General features: G+C 57.5%; 20 protein-coding genes. 1 reads left to right on the top strand and 19 read right to left on the bottom strand.

The window, feature by feature from the left end; translation table 11 throughout:
- Positions 1–11: 11 nt before the first annotated feature.
- The 9 genes from MTX21_RS32490 to MTX21_RS32450 all read right to left on the bottom strand — a co-directional run bounded on the left by MTX21_RS32490 (position 12) and on the right by MTX21_RS32450 (position 5,904).
- Positions 12–251 carry a nitrogen fixation protein NifZ gene (locus tag MTX21_RS32490; RefSeq protein WP_280968653.1) on the bottom strand — a complete coding sequence of 80 codons (240 nt, stop codon included), beginning with the start codon at positions 249–251 and terminating at the stop codon, positions 12–14.
- Positions 248–562, bottom strand: a complete 315-nt coding sequence (locus MTX21_RS32485; protein WP_280968652.1) for a nitrogen fixation protein NifZ — start codon at positions 560–562, stop codon at positions 248–250. The genes MTX21_RS32490 and MTX21_RS32485 overlap by 4 nt, the downstream gene beginning before the upstream one ends.
- A gap of 350 nt (positions 563–912) precedes the next feature.
- Positions 913–1,137 carry a 4Fe-4S binding protein gene (locus tag MTX21_RS32480; RefSeq protein ID WP_091881697.1) on the bottom strand — a complete coding sequence of 75 codons (225 nt, stop codon included), beginning with the start codon at positions 1,135–1,137 and terminating at the stop codon, positions 913–915.
- Positions 1,138–1,147: 10 nt separating this feature from the next.
- The gene (gene nifB / locus MTX21_RS32475) at positions 1,148–2,638 is read right to left on the bottom strand and encodes a nitrogenase cofactor biosynthesis protein NifB (protein ID WP_280970861.1); all 1,491 of its coding nucleotides are present in this window, start codon (positions 2,636–2,638) and stop codon (positions 1,148–1,150) included.
- A 354-nt stretch (positions 2,639–2,992) separates the two neighbouring features.
- Positions 2,993–3,856, bottom strand: a complete 864-nt coding sequence (locus MTX21_RS32470) for an SIR2 family protein (protein ID WP_280968651.1) — start codon at positions 3,854–3,856, stop codon at positions 2,993–2,995.
- A complete protein-coding gene (nifT, locus tag MTX21_RS32465) occupies positions 3,853–4,077 on the bottom strand; it encodes a putative nitrogen fixation protein NifT (protein ID WP_280968650.1) in 225 nt (74 codons plus the stop codon). The genes MTX21_RS32470 and nifT overlap by 4 nt, the downstream gene beginning before the upstream one ends.
- A gap of 5 nt (positions 4,078–4,082) precedes the next feature.
- Positions 4,083–5,255 (bottom strand): cysteine desulfurase NifS, encoded by a 1,173-nt coding sequence (gene nifS / locus MTX21_RS32460; RefSeq protein ID WP_280968649.1) that lies wholly within the window; start codon positions 5,253–5,255, stop codon positions 4,083–4,085.
- Positions 5,252–5,542: a NifU family protein gene (locus tag MTX21_RS32455; RefSeq protein WP_280970860.1), complete on the bottom strand. Its 291-nt coding sequence runs from the start codon at positions 5,540–5,542 to the stop codon at positions 5,252–5,254. The genes nifS and MTX21_RS32455 overlap by 4 nt, the downstream gene beginning before the upstream one ends.
- A 41-nt stretch (positions 5,543–5,583) precedes the next feature.
- A complete protein-coding gene (locus tag MTX21_RS32450; protein ID WP_280968648.1) occupies positions 5,584–5,904 on the bottom strand; it encodes an iron-sulfur cluster assembly accessory protein in 321 nt (106 codons plus the stop codon).
- Positions 5,905–6,176: 272 nt separating this feature from the next.
- On the opposite strand from MTX21_RS32450, the gene MTX21_RS32445 reads away from it, so the two are divergent.
- On the top strand, positions 6,177–6,767 hold the full coding sequence (locus MTX21_RS32445) for a hypothetical protein (protein WP_280970859.1): 591 nt from the start codon (positions 6,177–6,179) through the stop codon (positions 6,765–6,767).
- A gap of 8 nt (positions 6,768–6,775) precedes the next feature.
- On the opposite strand, the gene MTX21_RS32440 is transcribed toward MTX21_RS32445, so the two are convergent.
- From MTX21_RS32440 to nifD, 10 genes are all read right to left on the bottom strand, one after another.
- Positions 6,776–7,171 carry a Rieske 2Fe-2S domain-containing protein gene (locus tag MTX21_RS32440; protein WP_280968647.1) on the bottom strand — a complete coding sequence of 132 codons (396 nt, stop codon included), beginning with the start codon at positions 7,169–7,171 and terminating at the stop codon, positions 6,776–6,778.
- A 492-nt stretch (positions 7,172–7,663) separates the two neighbouring features.
- Complete coding sequence (locus MTX21_RS32435; RefSeq protein WP_280971323.1) at positions 7,664–8,506, bottom strand: host specificity protein; 843 nt, start codon at positions 8,504–8,506, stop codon at positions 7,664–7,666.
- A 916-nt stretch (positions 8,507–9,422) separates the two neighbouring features.
- Complete coding sequence (gene fdxB / locus MTX21_RS32430; protein WP_280968645.1) at positions 9,423–9,719, bottom strand: ferredoxin III, nif-specific; 297 nt, start codon at positions 9,717–9,719, stop codon at positions 9,423–9,425.
- 11 nt (positions 9,720–9,730) lie between these two features.
- Positions 9,731–9,940, bottom strand: coding sequence for a CCE_0567 family metalloprotein (locus MTX21_RS32425; protein ID WP_280971416.1), 210 nt, complete (start codon positions 9,938–9,940; stop codon positions 9,731–9,733).
- 2 nt (positions 9,941–9,942) lie between these two features.
- Complete coding sequence (locus MTX21_RS32420) at positions 9,943–10,407, bottom strand: NifX-associated nitrogen fixation protein (RefSeq protein ID WP_280968643.1); 465 nt, start codon at positions 10,405–10,407, stop codon at positions 9,943–9,945.
- A gap of 6 nt (positions 10,408–10,413) precedes the next feature.
- Positions 10,414–10,809, bottom strand: a complete 396-nt coding sequence (gene nifX, locus MTX21_RS32415; RefSeq protein WP_280968642.1) for a nitrogen fixation protein NifX — start codon at positions 10,807–10,809, stop codon at positions 10,414–10,416.
- The gene (gene nifN / locus MTX21_RS32410) at positions 10,806–12,215 is read right to left on the bottom strand and encodes a nitrogenase iron-molybdenum cofactor biosynthesis protein NifN (RefSeq protein WP_280968641.1); all 1,410 of its coding nucleotides are present in this window, start codon (positions 12,213–12,215) and stop codon (positions 10,806–10,808) included. Before nifN ends, nifX begins: the two co-directional genes overlap by 4 nt.
- 9 nt (positions 12,216–12,224) lie before the next feature.
- On the bottom strand, positions 12,225–13,871 hold the full coding sequence (nifE, locus tag MTX21_RS32405; RefSeq protein ID WP_280968640.1) for a nitrogenase iron-molybdenum cofactor biosynthesis protein NifE: 1,647 nt from the start codon (positions 13,869–13,871) through the stop codon (positions 12,225–12,227).
- Positions 13,872–13,968: 97 nt separating this feature from the next.
- On the bottom strand, positions 13,969–15,525 hold the full coding sequence (gene nifK / locus MTX21_RS32400) for a nitrogenase molybdenum-iron protein subunit beta (RefSeq protein ID WP_280968639.1): 1,557 nt from the start codon (positions 15,523–15,525) through the stop codon (positions 13,969–13,971).
- 65 nt (positions 15,526–15,590) lie between these two features.
- Positions 15,591–17,093, bottom strand: a complete 1,503-nt coding sequence (nifD, locus tag MTX21_RS32395) for a nitrogenase molybdenum-iron protein alpha chain (RefSeq protein ID WP_280970858.1) — start codon at positions 17,091–17,093, stop codon at positions 15,591–15,593.
- Positions 17,094–17,237 lie beyond the last annotated feature (144 nt).

Here is a 17,237-nt window from a genome sequence, read left to right as displayed (position 1 = left end):
AAAGCCTCCATTCAAAGCATTGTGATTTCTTCTTCAAGACAGCCGATGAGCAGCTGCTCACCAAAATCGACAATATAGATCGGCATGTTCGCTTCGGTATGGATCGCGACGTTGATGATCTCGCCGGTCGCTCCGGCGGCGAGCAAGACTCCCTCGGGCTCCGTATCGGGAAATGAGTGGTCGTTGATGAGGTCGACTGCGGTTTTGACCCGCTGGCCCCGCCGATATTTCGGAAAGCCGGGCTGCGTCATGACTCCTCCGGCAATGGCAGATCATCGATCTCCTCGCAGGCGTCCACCGGCTCTAGTTCCTTGCGCTTCATGCCAACGCGGTAACCGCTTTCCAAAAACTCGACGCCGTAGATGTAGAATTGCTGCAGGAATGTGCCGATCGAGACGACGTAACCCACCTCTCCCTTCTTGACTAAAACGTCGCCAATCTCCTTGCCGGGATAGGTGCCATCGTTGCGGATGGTGCGATTGGCTCGCACCTTTTGGCCAAAGCTGAAGACAGGCGGCTCGCTGAGCTCGACGACGTCGCTGTCGCGAACGATGCTGTTCATGTACCGCGCCTCATGCATCGCTCCTTTAGAGATGCGGGGGCCGCCTCGCCCAGGCGAGATCCTGGATCACTTCATCCTCGCGCGGCATCGTCAGTCACATTGACGATGGCAGCGCTGCCTAGAAGGCCGCTCTCGGCATCGCGAAGCGCCTTTGGACCGTCGCGCGGAATGAAATGCCCACCAGGGCCGTGCTGCCGACCAGCAACAGCACGATCGCAGGACAATGCAGCGCAGTCGTCGTCCGTGATGGAGGACCGAACGTCGGCGCCTGCGCCGCCGCCAACGCGCAGCACGAAGCTTGCGACGTTTTCAGCACCAGCTCTTGGCATGCCGCTCATGGGGTTCACGCTTTAGGCTGGCGCCTGGTAGCGAGGCAAGGACGTGTCAACTACGCATGTATTGTCGACCGGACAGGCTGCGACACATTGCGGCTCGTCGAAATAGCCTACACATTCAGTGCATTTCGCCGCTTCAATGACAAAGCTTCCCCCCTTCTCCGAGATAGCAACGTTCGGGCATAAGGGTTCGCAGGCTGAGCAGCTCGTACACTGCGAGGCAATGATCTTGAATGGCACATATTCCCCCTTACGCTGCAGAGATCAGAGATCCTTGCCGGATCGCGGCGTCGCCGCGCTGCACGTGCTGGATCTCCCCGCGTTTGACCTTGTCCAGATAGGATTTGAACCAGGCGATCGCCGACTTCTCAATGAACTCATGGGCGTATTGATCGACCGGCTCGATCCCCGCCTTGATCAGATTGCTTTTCGGGCAGCCGCCGATCTTGGACACGAAGACCGCATGGCAGTCATGGATGCCACGCATGATGGCGGAAAGCCTGTCCTCCTCGCCATAACCGCCCAGGCAGTAAACGTCCACGCGGCGGTGGCCGACGAATTTGGCGCCGGATGTAGAAAGTTCGTACACCTGGAATTCCTTTGCATGCCCAAAGTGCTCGTTGATCAACCCCGAGCCCTTGGTTGCGACGGCCACTAGAAGAGTGATCGCGCTCATCTCTCCGGCAAATTCCGCAAGCTCCTTTTGGGCAGCCGCGACTTTGGCGGCACGCTCATCCTCTACCCTGCCCTGATATGCCTTGCGCATCTCTAAGTCATATTGGACGTCCATCTTCATGACCTGATCGGTGGTGAACTCTGCGCTGCGATTCTGCCCGAGTAGACCGACCGCATCGGCGCGGCACTGGCGGCAATGCCGCATCATTTTTATCTCTCCTTCGCAAGCATCTTGCAGCGCCTTCAATTCCTGCGCCGTCGGTCCGCGCTGACCGTTGAGACCAAATACTGTGCCGTGCTCGGGCGCGGAGATCAGCGGCATGATATTGTGAAGGAAGGCACCGCGCGACTTCACCGCCTTGTTGACCTCGACCAGGTGGTCGTCGTTGATGTTTGGGATCATCACCGAGTTGACCTTGCACAGGATACCCCGTTCGCTGAGCATCTCGAGGCCTTGCAGCTGGCGAGAGGTGAGTATCCTTGCCGCGTCGATGCCGGTGTAGCGCTTGTAGTTGAAGAAGATCCACGGATAGATCTTGGCGCCGATTTCGGGATCGATCATGTTGATGGTGATGGTGACGTGGTCAATTTTGGACCTGGCGATGGTATCAATATGGTCCGGCAGAGTCAGTCCGTTGGTTGACAGACACAGCTTGATGTCGGGAGCCGCCTTGGCGACCAGCTCGAACGTCTTGAACGTCTTTGCTGGATTGGCCAGGGGATCGCCGGGACCAGCGATGCCAAGCACCGTCATCTGCGGAATGGTGGTTGCGACCGCGAGCACTTTTCTTACCGCCTGCTCAGGGGTGAGCTTCTCGCTCACCACACCCGGACGCGATTCATTAGCGCAGTCGTATTTTCGGTTGCAGTAATTGCACTGCATGTTGCAGGCAGGCGCGACAGCGACATGCATGCGGGCGTAATGATGATGCGCTTCTTCGCTGTAGCAGGGATGGTTCTTGACCTTTTCCCAGATTTCGGTCGGCAGATCGCCTTGACCTGCCTGCGAGCCGCAGCTCGCCTGCCCGGTCTTGGCCGAAGCGCGGCAGGCGGCGGACTGCATCATCTTGCCGCTATCCACTGCAGCTTTGACATATTTTTCGCGTTCGACGACCGCGTTCATTTTCATTTTTCCCTGCAGGCATCATCGGCCCCCCAGGACCATCCGTGAGCGAGCCTCAAGAAGCTGAGTAGCAACTTGCATGCCATGGCGGAGACGATGAAATTGCAGCCATACGCCAACGAGTTAGCGGAAACGATCGTCGCTGGCGCATGGAAGAACAGCAATGATGCGCTTGTTGACGATGCGACAGATACGTCGTCATTCTCACGCAGAGCTCCATGGCTTGGCATTCATTCTCGCGTTGCGGCTCTCACAATATGCCGATACGAGCTGGAGTATCCGGGCTTCGCAAGGCCACTAATGGGTGAGCAGTATCTCAACCGCGCAAGGGAGCCCAATCGCAAGCGGCGTCAGACCTTGCTCGAGTAGAAAGCGGAGCTCGTTGCGAGAGAGCGCGTCCGGATCAACGATCGCATAGTGGGTGTCGGCCGAGCGCTTGATGATCTGCCGCGCATAGCTACGCAACAGCTGGTCGTTGAAGCGACAGCCGATGAAGAGAAAGGTCTGTCCGGTTCGCCTTTCCTTGATGATGTCTGGAATTGGCGTCTGAATGTCGATTTCGGTCAACGCCTCGACATAGTCAGCGTCGGAGATAAGGAAGTTGTTGGCCGGCTGCACGCTGCCATGCGGCTTGTACAACACCGTCGCCCAGCTGCCGGCCACGGCACTGTCGACCTCTTGGCCACGTGAATCGTAAAAGCGATACCAGCGATTCTCGCCAATGCCGATGCGGGTGATACCCTGCACTTCGCCCCATCCATCGCGCTTACCCAGCGCCGCGCGCATGGCGGCATCATACCACGCGTCGACTATGACGGGCAGCGACAGGGACGCAAGATGATGGTGCAACCGCGTCGGCTCGACTGGCCGAGCGAAGGCCTGCGTCATCAATGCCGTCACGGCGGACCGGTGTTTGCTGATCTCGATATGCTGCGCCGACGCCCATGCATTGCCCTTAGCCCGCCGCGGCAGCGCAACCTTGCTCGCGAAGAAGCTGGCCAACGCCTCTGGCGTGGTCGGCATATCGGATCTGCACAATTCGGCGAGGCCAGGACCGAGATAGGGAATGACGCTCGCGGCCCTCAGGCCGGCAGCGATGTCCACGAGCGTCGCCTTTGCATCGGCAGCATCGACAAAGTCGATCTGCGGGGGCGCCTTCACGGATCGTCCCCGTTCTCGCCCCGTTTTTTGGCGTTGATTGTGATCGGTAACCGTGTGTCGCTCGGCATCTCGGGCAAATCGAGCACCCAGCCATTAGCTACTTTGATCCAGCCGCCCCATAGCGTCTCGTACTCGGATTCCACGATTGGCTCTTCGAGATCCTTTTTTGGCACGTAGATCGACAGGCCCGCGTCCGGAGACCGGCGGATCATGATTTTCACGAGGTCTACTCCCTGACTGCGACGGGGGAGGTGGCGCGCAGGCGAGCCACGACGTCGGACACTGCGCACACGACCTCATCGACCTCCGCGACGGAGGTTTCACGCGACAGAGAAAAGCGCACCGCGCCACGCATCCGCCACGCCGGCACCTGCATGGCACGCAGAACATGCGATGGCTGCATTGAGCCGGCGTTGCAGGCTGATCCGAGCGACACGGCAATGCCCGCCCTATTGAGATGGTGGGCGATGGCTTCGCCTTCGAGACGATCGAAGGCAATATTGGCCGTGTTCGCTAATCGATTGCTGATATCGCCAAGCGCAACGCACTCGCCATTGTGCAAAATTCCCTGCTCAAGGCGGTCGCGCAACGCGCCAATGCGATCGCGCTCGGGTTCAAGCTGCTCCGCCGCAAGCTCGGCGGCCTTTCCCAGGCCGACAATGCCGGGAATATTCTCAGTCCCGCCGCGGCGCCCTCGTTCCTGTGATCCGCCGCAGATCAGCGGCCGGAATTTAGTCCCTTTGCGCAAATATAGCGCGCCGACCCCCTTGGGGCCGTGCAGTTTGTGCGCGGATAGCGACAGCATGTCGATCGCACTGTCCTTTAGGTTCACGCGCACCTTACCGATGGCCTGGACCGCATCAGTGTGAAACAGCGCGCCCGCCTCCCGAGTCAACCCGGCTAGAAACTCCACAGGAAACATCGTTCCGGTCTCGTTGTTGGCCCACATAACCGAGGCAATCGCTGTGCGTGGCCCGAGTGCGCAACGAAACGCCTCGATGTCGAGCCGGCCGCGAGAATCTACGGGTACGATGTGCGTCTTGACTCCTCTTGTCGCCAATTGCTCGGTTAGCGCAAGAACGGCGGAGTGCTCTACCGAGGTGGTGACGATCTCGTCGCGGTCTTCCTGCGTCGCAAGCGCAGAGAGGACCGCGGCATTATTGGCCTCGGTCCCTCCCGAGGTGAAAACGATTTCATGATCGTAAGCGTTCCCTAGCAGGATGCGCAAGCTACGCCGGGCCTGTCTCACAGCGACTGCGACCTCGCTGCCAAAGGCATGCGTGGACGAGGCATTGCCGAACTGCTCGGTGAAGAACGGCAACATGGCTTTCACGACGGATGGATCGGTCCGCGTCGTTGCATTGTTATCGAGGTAAATCGGCACTCGATTTTCGCTCAATTCACTGCCTCGCCTGCAGCAGCGACGGGGATCAGGCGAACCAATTCGCCTAGTTTATCGACCAGCCGCGCCTGAATGCCTTTCAGCGTCACGCTCGAAAGCTTACACAACGTGCAGGCACCGGTCAGCCTGACCATGACCCTGCTGCCATCGATCCCGATCAGGTGACAGTCGCCAACGTCGCGCTGCAGATTAGATCGGATCTCTTCGATTGCGCCGCGAATGCGACGCTCTCGGTCTGTCGCAGTGGACGACGATTGCCTCCGTTGTCCTGGTTCGGCCGGCATGCTTCGATGTCTTCTCCTCAGCAGCTGAACGATTTGTTTCATCAGCTGAACGATTTTCCGCATGAGCAGTTCGCGGTGGCGTTCGGGTTGTGAAAGGTAAAGCCAGAGCTCTCCAGTGCCATCACGAAATCGATGGTCGTGCCGATCAGATGCTCACAGCTCTTGTTATCGACGAACACCTTCAGACCGTCGCATTCGATCACGGTGTCGTCAGGCTTCGGTTCTTCGACCAGACCCATCTTGTATTTGAATCCATTGCAGCCGCCTGCTTCGATCATGACGCGCAGACCGCCGGTCGGATGCGTCGACGATGAAATCGCGCTCTTGATTGCATTCACTGCGCTATCCGTCAGGTTGATCACGGCTTTCCCTCATCAACTTGGATCTAGCTGCCAAGGGCAAGTCACGTGCCAGCGCGCAGACGTTTGATGATGCTCACTTTTTCGGATCGCGCCTGTTGGCTTTGGAATCGGTGTCGCGTTCCCGACAAGACTCCTTGACGCGATCGCAGCCACTGACGCGATTTCTTTCTAAGCTACGGCGAAGGCCCCTGCTCATGCGACGGCAAGCAATTTGCATCGCATCTGGCACCGGCCAAGGCGTCGGTGAAGAGCTTAGATCGAGGAAGAATTTAATGACTGCAATCGAGAACACCGCACTCGGCAGACTTGAGAAGGAGGGCCGCTTGCTCAATGCCGTACTCAAGGGCGGGACTACCAAGCCGGGCCGGTTCGGCTTTCGCGGCGACGTGGCACTAAAATTCCAGACTCAGGTCGCGGACGAGAAACGGCCGCCAGACTATTCGATTGAGCAGGTGTTGGCGATCGCGCAGGACGACGAACGCACTATTCCGGTGCTGGCCGGCTACCTGCATTCCTTCGCCTATCTTGCTGACGTCGCGACCGTCCTTGACGGCGCCTTGAGCCCAGCCGGCAGCTACTTCATGTTCTGCAACAACATTGATTTACTGGCGAAGTACCGAGTGAAGTTCGGTGATATTAGCTTCCACGTCCTACCGTGCGATGAATCCACGGTTTGGAAGGAGATGATGGACCTGGTCGGGCTCAACAAGGACGAAATCAAGAAGCTCGATCCGGGCGGCAAGCTTGATTACCTCCTCGATGCCGCAAAGGATCTCGACCTATCCTATGAGGAGATCTCGTACGATGACGGGCTAAAGAGGATGGAGCCCGTGAAAAACCGCAACGAGAACCGGCCGGTCTGAGCGCGGCTTCAGTTGTTGGCCGATGCATCGTCTTCGACAAGATGCACACCAACGACGCAGATATCACCATCCAGAACTGCCAACGCGATCGGCGTGAGCGCTCTACCTTGACATGGACCTTCGACGCACCGGCCGGTGCCGAGTTCGAAGGTCGAACCATGCTTGCCGCACATCAGCCGGATACCGTATGGATCGAGGAATTCGTTCCGCTCCCAGTCCAAATTGACGCCGTTGTGCGGGCATTTGTTGACGTATCCAAGCACCTTTTTGCCCCAGCGCACCACAATGATGGACCACGGCCGGTGATTGCCGTGATCATCGACGACCATAAGGTGGAATCCCATGGCCTGGCGGCTCGGAATGTCGTTAAACCTGCAGATCGCGTAGATGGGATTTGGCTTCATTTATCGCCCATTCATTGCAAGACGCTTTTTCATTGTCGCTGTGCAATCAACCTGCAAGAACCGTACACGTGCCGGGCTGATAGTGTCTGTGGTGATCCAACGCGCAAGCCGCCATTGCTGGCTCACCCAATCACCCGACGCATAATTCAGACCAATCAATTCGACAATTTGGGGCTTGCTGCCGTTTCCATGAAGGCCGTGCAGCTGCAGCTTTCGGGTCCAAGCCCTCTACACCATTTGCCGGATAGCTGCCTGCGGTGGCTGGTCGTTGCTGCTCGTTGATGGTCACTCCGTAGGGAGCCCCCGTTACGCCCCCTCGGATCGCATCCAACCGCAGCTTCGTCAGCGCCTTCGGAGAAAGGTTGAACGGACGTTTCAGCCGGCGGGGGCGACGCAGCGAGCGTGCGCCCCCCTTTGAAGCAAGACCGTTGAGCCCGGGATAGACGGTCAAATGTCCGTCATTTCAGGCCCACTGCTGCGATTGCGGCCAATTTACTCCATGTGCATCCCCCTAAGAGCGCGCTCCAAGTAAAATGAAGGGTCATCGTCCGACGAATCCGTTTCGTAGCTTCTCTGAGGGCCGACATCACTGCCCCCATCTTTGGAAAGATACTTCGTAGGCTTGCCTACCCGCTGCCACTCGTCGTTCTCATTCTTCGCCCACACATCGGGGCGCTGGTGAGGATCAAGCACCCAGTGGTTACGACCCACGTTAACAAAACCCATGTCCGCTAGACGAGGTTCCATGCCCGCTAGGGCCGGCCGCGACAAGATCAGCGGATGGTCCCCGTCCTCTCGCAGTTGATGTTCTAGCAAGATATCGCCAGCGTTCTCGACAAGCGGATGAGTCACCCTAAGATCTACGACGGATGTGATATCGTTGCGCCCAAACTGCTGCTGAAAATGGTCTCCTTTAATCCGAGCCGGGCCTCCTGCTCTTAGAAGCCCCACAATTTCGTCGCCCAACCGGTAGCTATAAAATCGTGCTGGCTTATTTGGATCGTCGTAGGTGTTGGCGTAACTTCCAGCAACCGTCGCTGCGCGCTCAGCCTTCTGGGAGACGAAGTCCGAGTACTCTTCTGGGTTCTCGGCGATGTGCCTGATATCATTGCGTAAGAATCTCTCAACTCCGCGCAAGAAGGACTCTCGGTCGATCTCTCTAATGGGCGGTTCGGAAACGAGAGAGTATGACGCCGCTGGTTCGGATGACGACCCACCTCGTTCCATTCCTGCAACTGTTTCCGCAAAACGGGGACTATCTCCCGCTTCTGACGAATCGTCAGTTTGGTTACCGGTTGTGAACTGGCTGGATGAGCCGACGCTTCTGCCATACATGAGAGCGCTCTCCTATCGGCAAAGTTGCACGCAATTGAGCTCGTGCCGTGCAAGCCCTCGGCTAGGATAGAATTCCTAGCTGACCACAACCTGACCAAAGCACTCTGCGCGCTTCGGCGTGACTACCCGACGCACTCTGCGCGTGAGTTACAGATAGTCGCTGCGACAAGCCGCGATCTGTTGGTAGCGCACGTAAGATCGCCGGCTGCCGATCCGTCAAAGAGACCGACGTCTAATGATAATGACTCGCAGGTTCCTATCAGCAGATGGGTACCCGGTCCGACCAGGCACCCGCGCAACGACAATTAGAAACCCGCGCGCGAAGTGTTCCGTGTCCTGATTGGCGATGTGCTCTCGATGTCCACCTGCTCTATTGCAACGACTGTGTACTGGGCAGCGAAATGTCGTCCGCCACCGGGCGTGCGCAAAAAGACGAACTAAGGTGTTCCCGGCACATCACGTTCTCTATAGAATCGACCATCTAGGCAGACATCATTGTCCACGATCGGCGGCGCGGCGGACAAGTAAGCTTCTCCTGATCGTAAGCAGACATGCACAGCATCCCCTCGGATCAAATCGCCCGACGTAGTGGCTACCTGCCTTGAACTATGCTCTTCGGACTCCATCATGACAGGCACTTCGATCTACTTAGCGCTGCGGGAGGCGCGGCTCGCCTTCTACGAATAGGCTGACCTTGGAGACGAGTGGTTTGTGAGCAACGGCCATTGTATCGGCATAACATAGCGGGCGCCCAACCATCACCGGGCAATGCTTGCGCTTTAGCTCGCTCGATCTTGCTATTCGATGTTTAATCGAGATCCTTCTGGCGCGCCGTCCTCACCATGAGTTCACCTGATCAAAATTGCACCTTTCCTCACCTATATCTCGCCTGCCGCGACAGGACGAGTGTGTTCGCTCACGCCGCTTCAGGTACGACTGAAGTGTGAGTCTGGCAGTTGGCCGGGCACACCCTGGCGCATGCACCGCAGCCAATGCAGGCGCCTTGATCATTCAGAACCATAATCTTCTTTTCGATCTCATCGTCGTCGTCATCGAGGTTGACAAATTCGCCATCCTCGCTGATTCCTTTCAACGTCATGACATCTCGGCCGCAAACCTTGAAACAGCGGCCACAGCCGATGCACTTCTTGGCATCGATCGAGATCAGGTATTGCGGCGTCCAGTCGCGCCCGTCTCGTGTTTGAAACGACATGCATTGCCCCTTTAAGTCTTTTCAAGCGCCTTCAAGTCGCGGCCCTTGCGCTCAAGTTCGGCATAGGCATCGTACGCCTTCTGCGCCACCACCATGATCGAGGTCCAATTGATGGGCAATTCTTCCGAAAGGTCGTGCAAATCCATCTTGGCTTGCGTCGCCTTGGCCGACACTTTCCTTAGCTCGGCCTTCAGTGTTTCACGATCGCCATGAGTGAGTATCCTCAATAGTTCGCCACGTCTGGGAATTTCCGAATCAGGTCAATTCCGTCGCTGACATATTTATCCCCCTCCTGAGCCAGATTGACGAAATTATCGAATCCGAAGCGATGCACGTCGCGCAGCTGCTTGTTCACGGCGATCAGCCGGCCTGCGATGAGTACTATCCGTCCGAAGCCTTCATGATGCATCTTCAGAATCGGCTGAATCATAACGCCGGTCTCCCTCTCGATCGACAGCGCGACCGCATCGAAGAACAGCTCAAGCCGCCACAGTGTATCGGGATCGGGATCACCGATAATCGGCAATGCGCGCCGTTTCTTCTTGTCCAGGATATAGGGTTCGAGCAGATCAAAATCGCCCTTCCCGTCCCAAGCTCCGTTGGCATCTTGAGCACGCCAAATCTTGACCAATTCGATGAGGAATGGCGCATTGACCGCGCTGCCCTGCTGCTCCATTTTTGCCGTCATATCACCTCATTCGTCGAACTCGAACGTTCGCCGTTGGTCTTTTGCCATAGCCTTGCGTAGCCATGGAGGTGGCGTGCCCTTCAGTACGCGCTCGAGTTTTTCGAGCAACACCAGAATGCTTTCTGGCTTGTTCACCTTGATAGGATGGATCTTGTTGGCCACCACTCGCGCGGCCCCGGCACCGCCAATGGCGGCGACGTAAAGAATCGCGCAATCCTTGATCGCCTCGATCTTCGGCGCCAACTTATCGTCCTTGCCGTCCTCCTTAAGATCGCCCTCAAACTCAATCGCTTTGAGAAACACGTGCCCGCCAGGCGCGACATCGTAAATTGCTATATTCTTTGCCCAACCAAAATGGGCATCGACTCGTCTCAGGTCCTGAGTGGCAAACGCGACCTTCATGCGATTGACCTCTCAGCCGCGCCGGTGGAGCTGCGATACCCCGAGCATCGTGGCAGTCCGGTCGTAGTCCGCCATCTATCGGGCGTAGGCTGATCGTTTTCCTCGCGGTGCGCGATCACGAGGTTGGCGATTTCGAAGATCAGATTGCGGGTACCACGATAGCCCACGGATAGTTGGTGTCCCGCGCCAAGTCGATCGAACATCGGAAAACCCGTACGATAGAACGGCAATTTCAGCCGAGCCGCCGCTTGCCTGCCATGCGAATGCGTGATCAGCAGGTCGCAATGGTGTGTTTTGGCAAGCCCCTCCAGATCCTCGAGATCGCCAATGAGTACCTCCTTGGTCTTGATCCGCTCGATCACCTCCGACTGGGTGGTCGTCACGGCCGCTGTCACCTGCGCGCCCATGTCGTGCAGCATGCCGGACAAATCGAACAGAAGGTCTGGCTCAGCGCCGATAGCAACTTTGCGACCGCCAATATGGAAGTGCGCGTCCAGCATTGCATCGGCGAGCTGACTGCGCTGGCGCCGATATTTCAAGGGTATGGGGCGGCCGCTGATCTCGCTCAAGAACGTCATGAATTCGTCGTTCGGACAGAGACCACACAGCCGCTCGAAGACGCGAAAAGGCACGCCGGTCTTGACCTGCATGACCTCTGCCGCACGCTGCATCTGCGCCCCAATTGCAATCGTCCATCCGGCGCAGCCCATGCTCGCAATTTCGTCGACGCCGATGCCGCCGATGGTCGTTGGCGTATACTCATCGGGGATATGCCCATCGAGCGATCCCGCCAGGTCAGGGAGGAAGGACGGGCACAATCCAAAATCCTCCACTATGACGCGGAGTTCATCAAGGTCGCCGGGCGTGAGGTGACATCCCGGCAGAATATTCACTTTCGATGGGTCCCGCAGGCCACTGGCGCTGGGCCCTTCCACCAGCACCTCCACAATGCGGGCCACAGCCTTCTCCCAGCCGTCCTGGAACGCGCCCTTGAAATCAGGCGTCGAGACATACACCAGTGGCAACTTTGCGAGTTGCGGTTGCTTGCTCCGGATTAGCTTGAGGTAGGCATCCACATCGTCGCCGTTGGTCTCGGTGACCCCGGTCGAGCAGATTCCGATGATCTTTGGCTTGGCACGGTTGTAGATGTTCAGTATCGCCTGCTCGAGATTCTCATAACCGCCGAATACGGTCGCGACCTCGCTCATCGCGGTGGTCTGTAGCGGTACTGCCTCTTTGAAATGCCGGACAAAGAGCGTGAGCCCGAAGGATGTGCATCCCTGGGAGCCGTGCAGAAGCGGCATCGCCCCACGCAGCCCCATGAAGGCGAATGCGCCGCCGATCGGCTGACTCATCTTCAGCGGGTTGACAGCGCAGGCTTTCGTCGGCGCCGTGACGATGGCCATGACGCCTCCCTATTCTGCGGCCTGTCGCATGGCAGATGGCTCGGACACCAAGATAGCTTCGATGCGTCTTTGGCAGCAGCCACCGACCGCATTGGTATGCTCTCTGACCGCTGCGACGCTCCTCAGGCCGTGCGCGTAGATTGCATCCTCAATCGTGCCCAGATCGACCGCGTTACACACGCAGATCTTCCTCGCGCGGCGCGCGGTTTCGGCGAGCGCCGGATCGCAGGCGATCGCGGCCACCGGCGATTGCATCTGCTCCATCGCCTTGGCCAATGCCTGCCATGGTGCGGGTCGACGTAGCTGCTCCCACATGGGACTGGAGAGCGATTTATCGATCTCCTCCACCAGCTTGACCATTCCGACATAGCCCATATAGGCGTGGCAACGCTCCTGGTTGATATCGAGCCAGGGCATCGCCGCTTTCAGCGCGACGAACTGCGACTTGCCGCCCGATAGCATGATGTCCGCTTTTGCGTCCTTCAACATCTTGTACAGCTCGCGCGGCGTCATGTCCTCGATCATGTGGGCATCCTGCCCCATGAGCTCCTTGATGCGCTCCTTGTCTTTGCTGGTTGATTTCTTGACGCTGGTTCCGACTAACTCAAGCCCGGCTTCCTGAAGTGCCGCAACGACCGACCATGACTTGACGCCGCCGGTAATCAACAAGGCCTTCTTGCCTTCGAATCGAGGCTTGTACGGCTCTATCGCAGCCCAGGCCCACGCTTCCTCGCGCGCGATCACCGCTTCAGTGCGTCCGAGCAGATCTGTCGGCGCGCCGCGTTTAACCAATAGGCGGGCAAGCTGACGCAGCGATTCGCTCGAATCTTGAATACCGTAGAACGACCCCTCGAAGAACGGGATCCCGTAGCGTTGCTCCATTTTGCGTGCGACGTTGATCATGGACTTTGAGCACACCAACATCGCCGCCCGCGCGCGATGAGATGAAGCGACTTCGCGATATTTGCCATCGCCGGAGATGCAGGAGAGAATCCGTACCCCAAGCTCGTCTAGCAATGGCTTTACTTGCCAGAGCTCTCCCGAAAGATTGTATTCCCCGATTAGGTTGATATCGTACGGGGTGGTGTAGTCCGGCTCTTGCGTCCCGATCACATAGTCGAGCAACGCCTCGCCGGCGAGCTTGTTACCGAGGTTCTTCGAGCCGACGAAGCCCGGGGAATTGATCGGGATCACCGGCTTTGCGAACCTTTGAGATGCTGCCTTACAGACTGCGTTGATGTCGTCGCCGATCATCGCCGGGATGCAGGTTTGATAGACGAAGATGGCGGGCGGGTCGCACTTGTCGATGATCTCCTTGATCGCTTTGCAGAGCCGCTTCTCGCCTCCGAATACAATATCGGTTTCGCTCAAATCGGTTGTGAACGCGGTGCGCCACAGATTGGAGCCTGACGAGGCCGCGCCGCGATTGTCCCAGGAATTACCTTCGCACGCGATCGGACCATGCACCAAGTGAGCGACATCGGTGAACGGCTGCAGCGCAACCTTGGCGCCATCGAAAGCACAGCCGCCGGCAGCGCTACCCGGCTGCAGCTGTTTGGTGCAGCCGTTCTTGCGTTCAGCCTCCGACTTACTGCCATTCTTGGCGCAGCCCGGCTCGTCGAAAATATTCTGGACCGTGGCCGCTAGTGAACTCATCCCTTTTTCCTCTCAGCGCAAACTAATTGCATGGTCAACCGTCGTGTGCTTGTGCCATCGTCGAGTGTTTGGGCGATGGCACGCGCACGGTCGCTCATCAACGAATGATGTCGAAGCTGTAGTCAGTTTTTCCAAGAACGTTTGTCTTCTTGTCGATCTCATCGAAGATCTTGTCCAGGATCTTCACCAGCACATTCAGGCCGCCCTGATAGCCCCATAGGGGGGAGCGGTGATGGTGATGCCGATCAAAAACCGGAAAGCCGATGCGGATCAGTGGCGTTCCAGTATCGCGCTCCAGATACTTGCCATAGGTGTTGCCAATCAGAAAATCGACTGGCTCGGTGAACAAGAGTGAACGCATGTGCCAGAGGTCTCGGCCCGGATAGGCTTGGCAGCCCTGCCCAAATGGCGAGCTTGCAAGCAGCACCTGCATTTTTTCGTGCCATGCCTTGTTGCCGTTCGTGGACAGCACATGGGTCGGTTCGGCGCCGAGTTCGAGCAGAAACGCAGCCAACCCATAGCAAAGATCCGGATCGCCATAGATCGCGAACTTCTTGCCATGGATATGCGCGCTGGAGTCAGCGATGGCGTCGACCAGGCGGCCACGTTCTCGCGCGAGTTGCTCGGGAATCTCCTTGCCGCTGATGCGTGACAGCGCCACGATAAAGTCATCCGTTGCGGATAAGCCCACCGGGTAGTTGAAGGATACGACGTCCTGCCCATGCTCAGCCACGAATGGCAGCGTTTTTTCGGTGCACCACTGCTGCATGGAGATTGTCGCCTTGGCGTGAACCGCGTTGGCCGCATCTTCCAGCGTCGTGCCTCCGTCATACATCCGGAATTCGCCGTCTGTCGGAGTATCGAAGACTTCAGAATTATCGGCGAGAATCGTGTGCTGGATGCCCATCAACGCCAAGATGCGCTTGATCTCGCGAAGGTTCCCGACGGTATAGCCATCGAACCCACCAATGATGTTGATCGCCCCGTTCTGCTTGCGCTCCAGCTTCGGCGCTGTTCCGGCCTTACCGTCCCAAAAATGCTCCAGAATGCCCTTGAGCGCATTGTCATAACCGGTGACGTGGCTGCCGACGAACGCCGGCGTATGGGCGAATGGCACGTCGAAGTCCGCCGGAACCGAGCCTTTTTCTTTCGACGTTTTAATGAAGGCGTTGAGGTCATCGCCGATCACCTCGGCCATGCAGGTCGTCGAGACCGCAATCATCTTGGGTTTGTACATGTTATAGCTGTTCGCGAGCCCGTCGATCATGTTGTTCAGGCCGCCGAATACGGCAGCGTCTTCCGTCATAGACGAAGAGACGCAGGAGGAAGGCTCCTTGAAGTGCCGCGACAGGTGGCTGCGGTAATAAGCCACGCATCCTTGCGAGCCGTGGACGAAAGGCAGCGTGCCCTCAAAGCCAACGGAGGCGAATACGGCGCCGAGCGGCTGGCATGCCTTGGCCGGATTTACCGCTAGCGCCTCCCGCGCAAAGTTCTTTTCGCGATATTCGGCCGTCTTCGTCCATTCCTTGATGCGTTCGACCTCGGCGGGATCGCGAGGATTCTCGAATATCTTCTTCTTGGCCAGCATCTGCTGGTATTCTGGACCGCGGAACAGCTCGAGATGATCGAGCACGTGTTCGGCACTCTGCACCATTGTTGAAATCCTTCACTATCGAGATTGGTGTCGCCCGGCGTTCCCACAGAGCGAGATGAGTTGGTTTATTCTGCAGCTAGGAGCTTGGCTCTCGAAGCTTCCTTCCAGGGTGCCTTCGTTTTCTTCCAGACCGGCGAGTTGATGGCCATGTCCATGTCGCGCGCAAAGATCGCAAAGCCGTCATAGCCGTGATATGGGCCCGAATAATCCCAGGAGTGCATCTGCCGGAACGGCACACCCATCTTTTGAAAAACGTATTTTTCTTTGATGCCCGAGCCGACGAGGTCAGGCTGGAGCTTTTCGACGAAGCGCTCGAACTCATAGCCATTGACGTCATCGTAGATGAGCGTGCTGTCCTTTACGTAATGCTGAGCTGTGCGCTGATAGTCGTCGTTGTGACCGAACTCGTATCCGGTGCCAATAACTTCCATCCCGAGGTCCTCGTATGCGCCAATCACATGACGCGGACGGAGCCCGCCGACGTACAGCATCACCGTCTTGCCCTCCAGGCGCGGGCGATATTTTGCGATCACAGCGTTCACCAGAGGTTGGTACTTTTCAATCACCCGCTCGGCGCCTTCCTTAATCTTGTCGTCGAAATAGCCCGCAATCTTACGCAGCGACTCTGCGATCTTTGAAGGACCGAAGAAGTTGTACTCGCACCAGGGGATACCGAACTTCTCTTCCATGTGGCGTGAGATGTAGTTCATGGAACGGTAGCAATGCAGAATGTTGAGCTTTGCCTTCGGCGTTGCCTCGAGCTCAGCCAGTGAACCGTCGCCGGACCACTGCGCGATCACCCGCAGGCCCATCTCCTCCAGCAGAATTCGCGATGACCAGGCGTCGCCGCCGATATTGTAGTCTCCGATGATCGCAACATCGTACGGCGTCGGCTCAAACTTTGGTTTGCCATCGGACTCGAGCTGGTCGAAAATCCAATCGCGCACCGCGTCGTTGGCAATGTGATGGCCTAGTGACTGCGATACACCCCGAAAGCCCTCACAACGGACCGGCACGATGGTCTTGCCGCCGTATTCCTTGGATTTCGCTCTCGACACGGCCTCGATGTCGTCACCGATCAGTCCGATCGGGCATTCCGATTGGATCGTGATGCCGTTGTTGAGCGGAAACAGCTCCTGGATTTCGTCAAGAATTTTGACCAGCTTTTTGTCGCCACCGAATACGATATCCTTTTCCTGAAAGTCGGAGGTGAACTGCAGGGTCACGAAGCTATCGATGCCCGTCGTGCCAACGTAATAATTGCGTCGCGAGCCCCACGAATACTGACCGCAGCCGACCGGGCCGTGGCTGATATGGACCATGTCCTTGATCGGTCCCCAGACCACCCCCTTTGACCCTGCATAGGCGCAGCCTCTGATCGTCATCACGCCAGGTATGGATTTGATGTTGGACTTCACCCCGCAATCTGACTTGCCGGCTTGGTGAACGTTGAGGTGCTTGGCACGCCGTTTCGCGGTTTTCTCCGGATAGACCTTCAGCACCTCCTCGATCAGCTCTTTGTTGCGAGCCCTGATTTCTGCGATGCTCTGGGTCGTAGCGAGACTCATCTGATGTCCTTCAAAGGTTAGCTGTTGCGAGGGCGGCTTCTTGAGCAAGACTTCTGCAACCAGCATGCCAGCGCCTCGTGAGCACAAAAAACAGAGCAATCAAAATCGCTTAGCGCGCCTCGTGCGGTGACAGGGGGTGTTGTT

Origin of the sequence: Bradyrhizobium sp. ISRA430 (assembly GCF_029909975.1) — a bacterium.
Lineage (GTDB): Bacteria > Pseudomonadota > Alphaproteobacteria > Rhizobiales > Xanthobacteraceae > Bradyrhizobium.
This window is presented reverse-complemented; position numbering and strand designations above follow the sequence as displayed.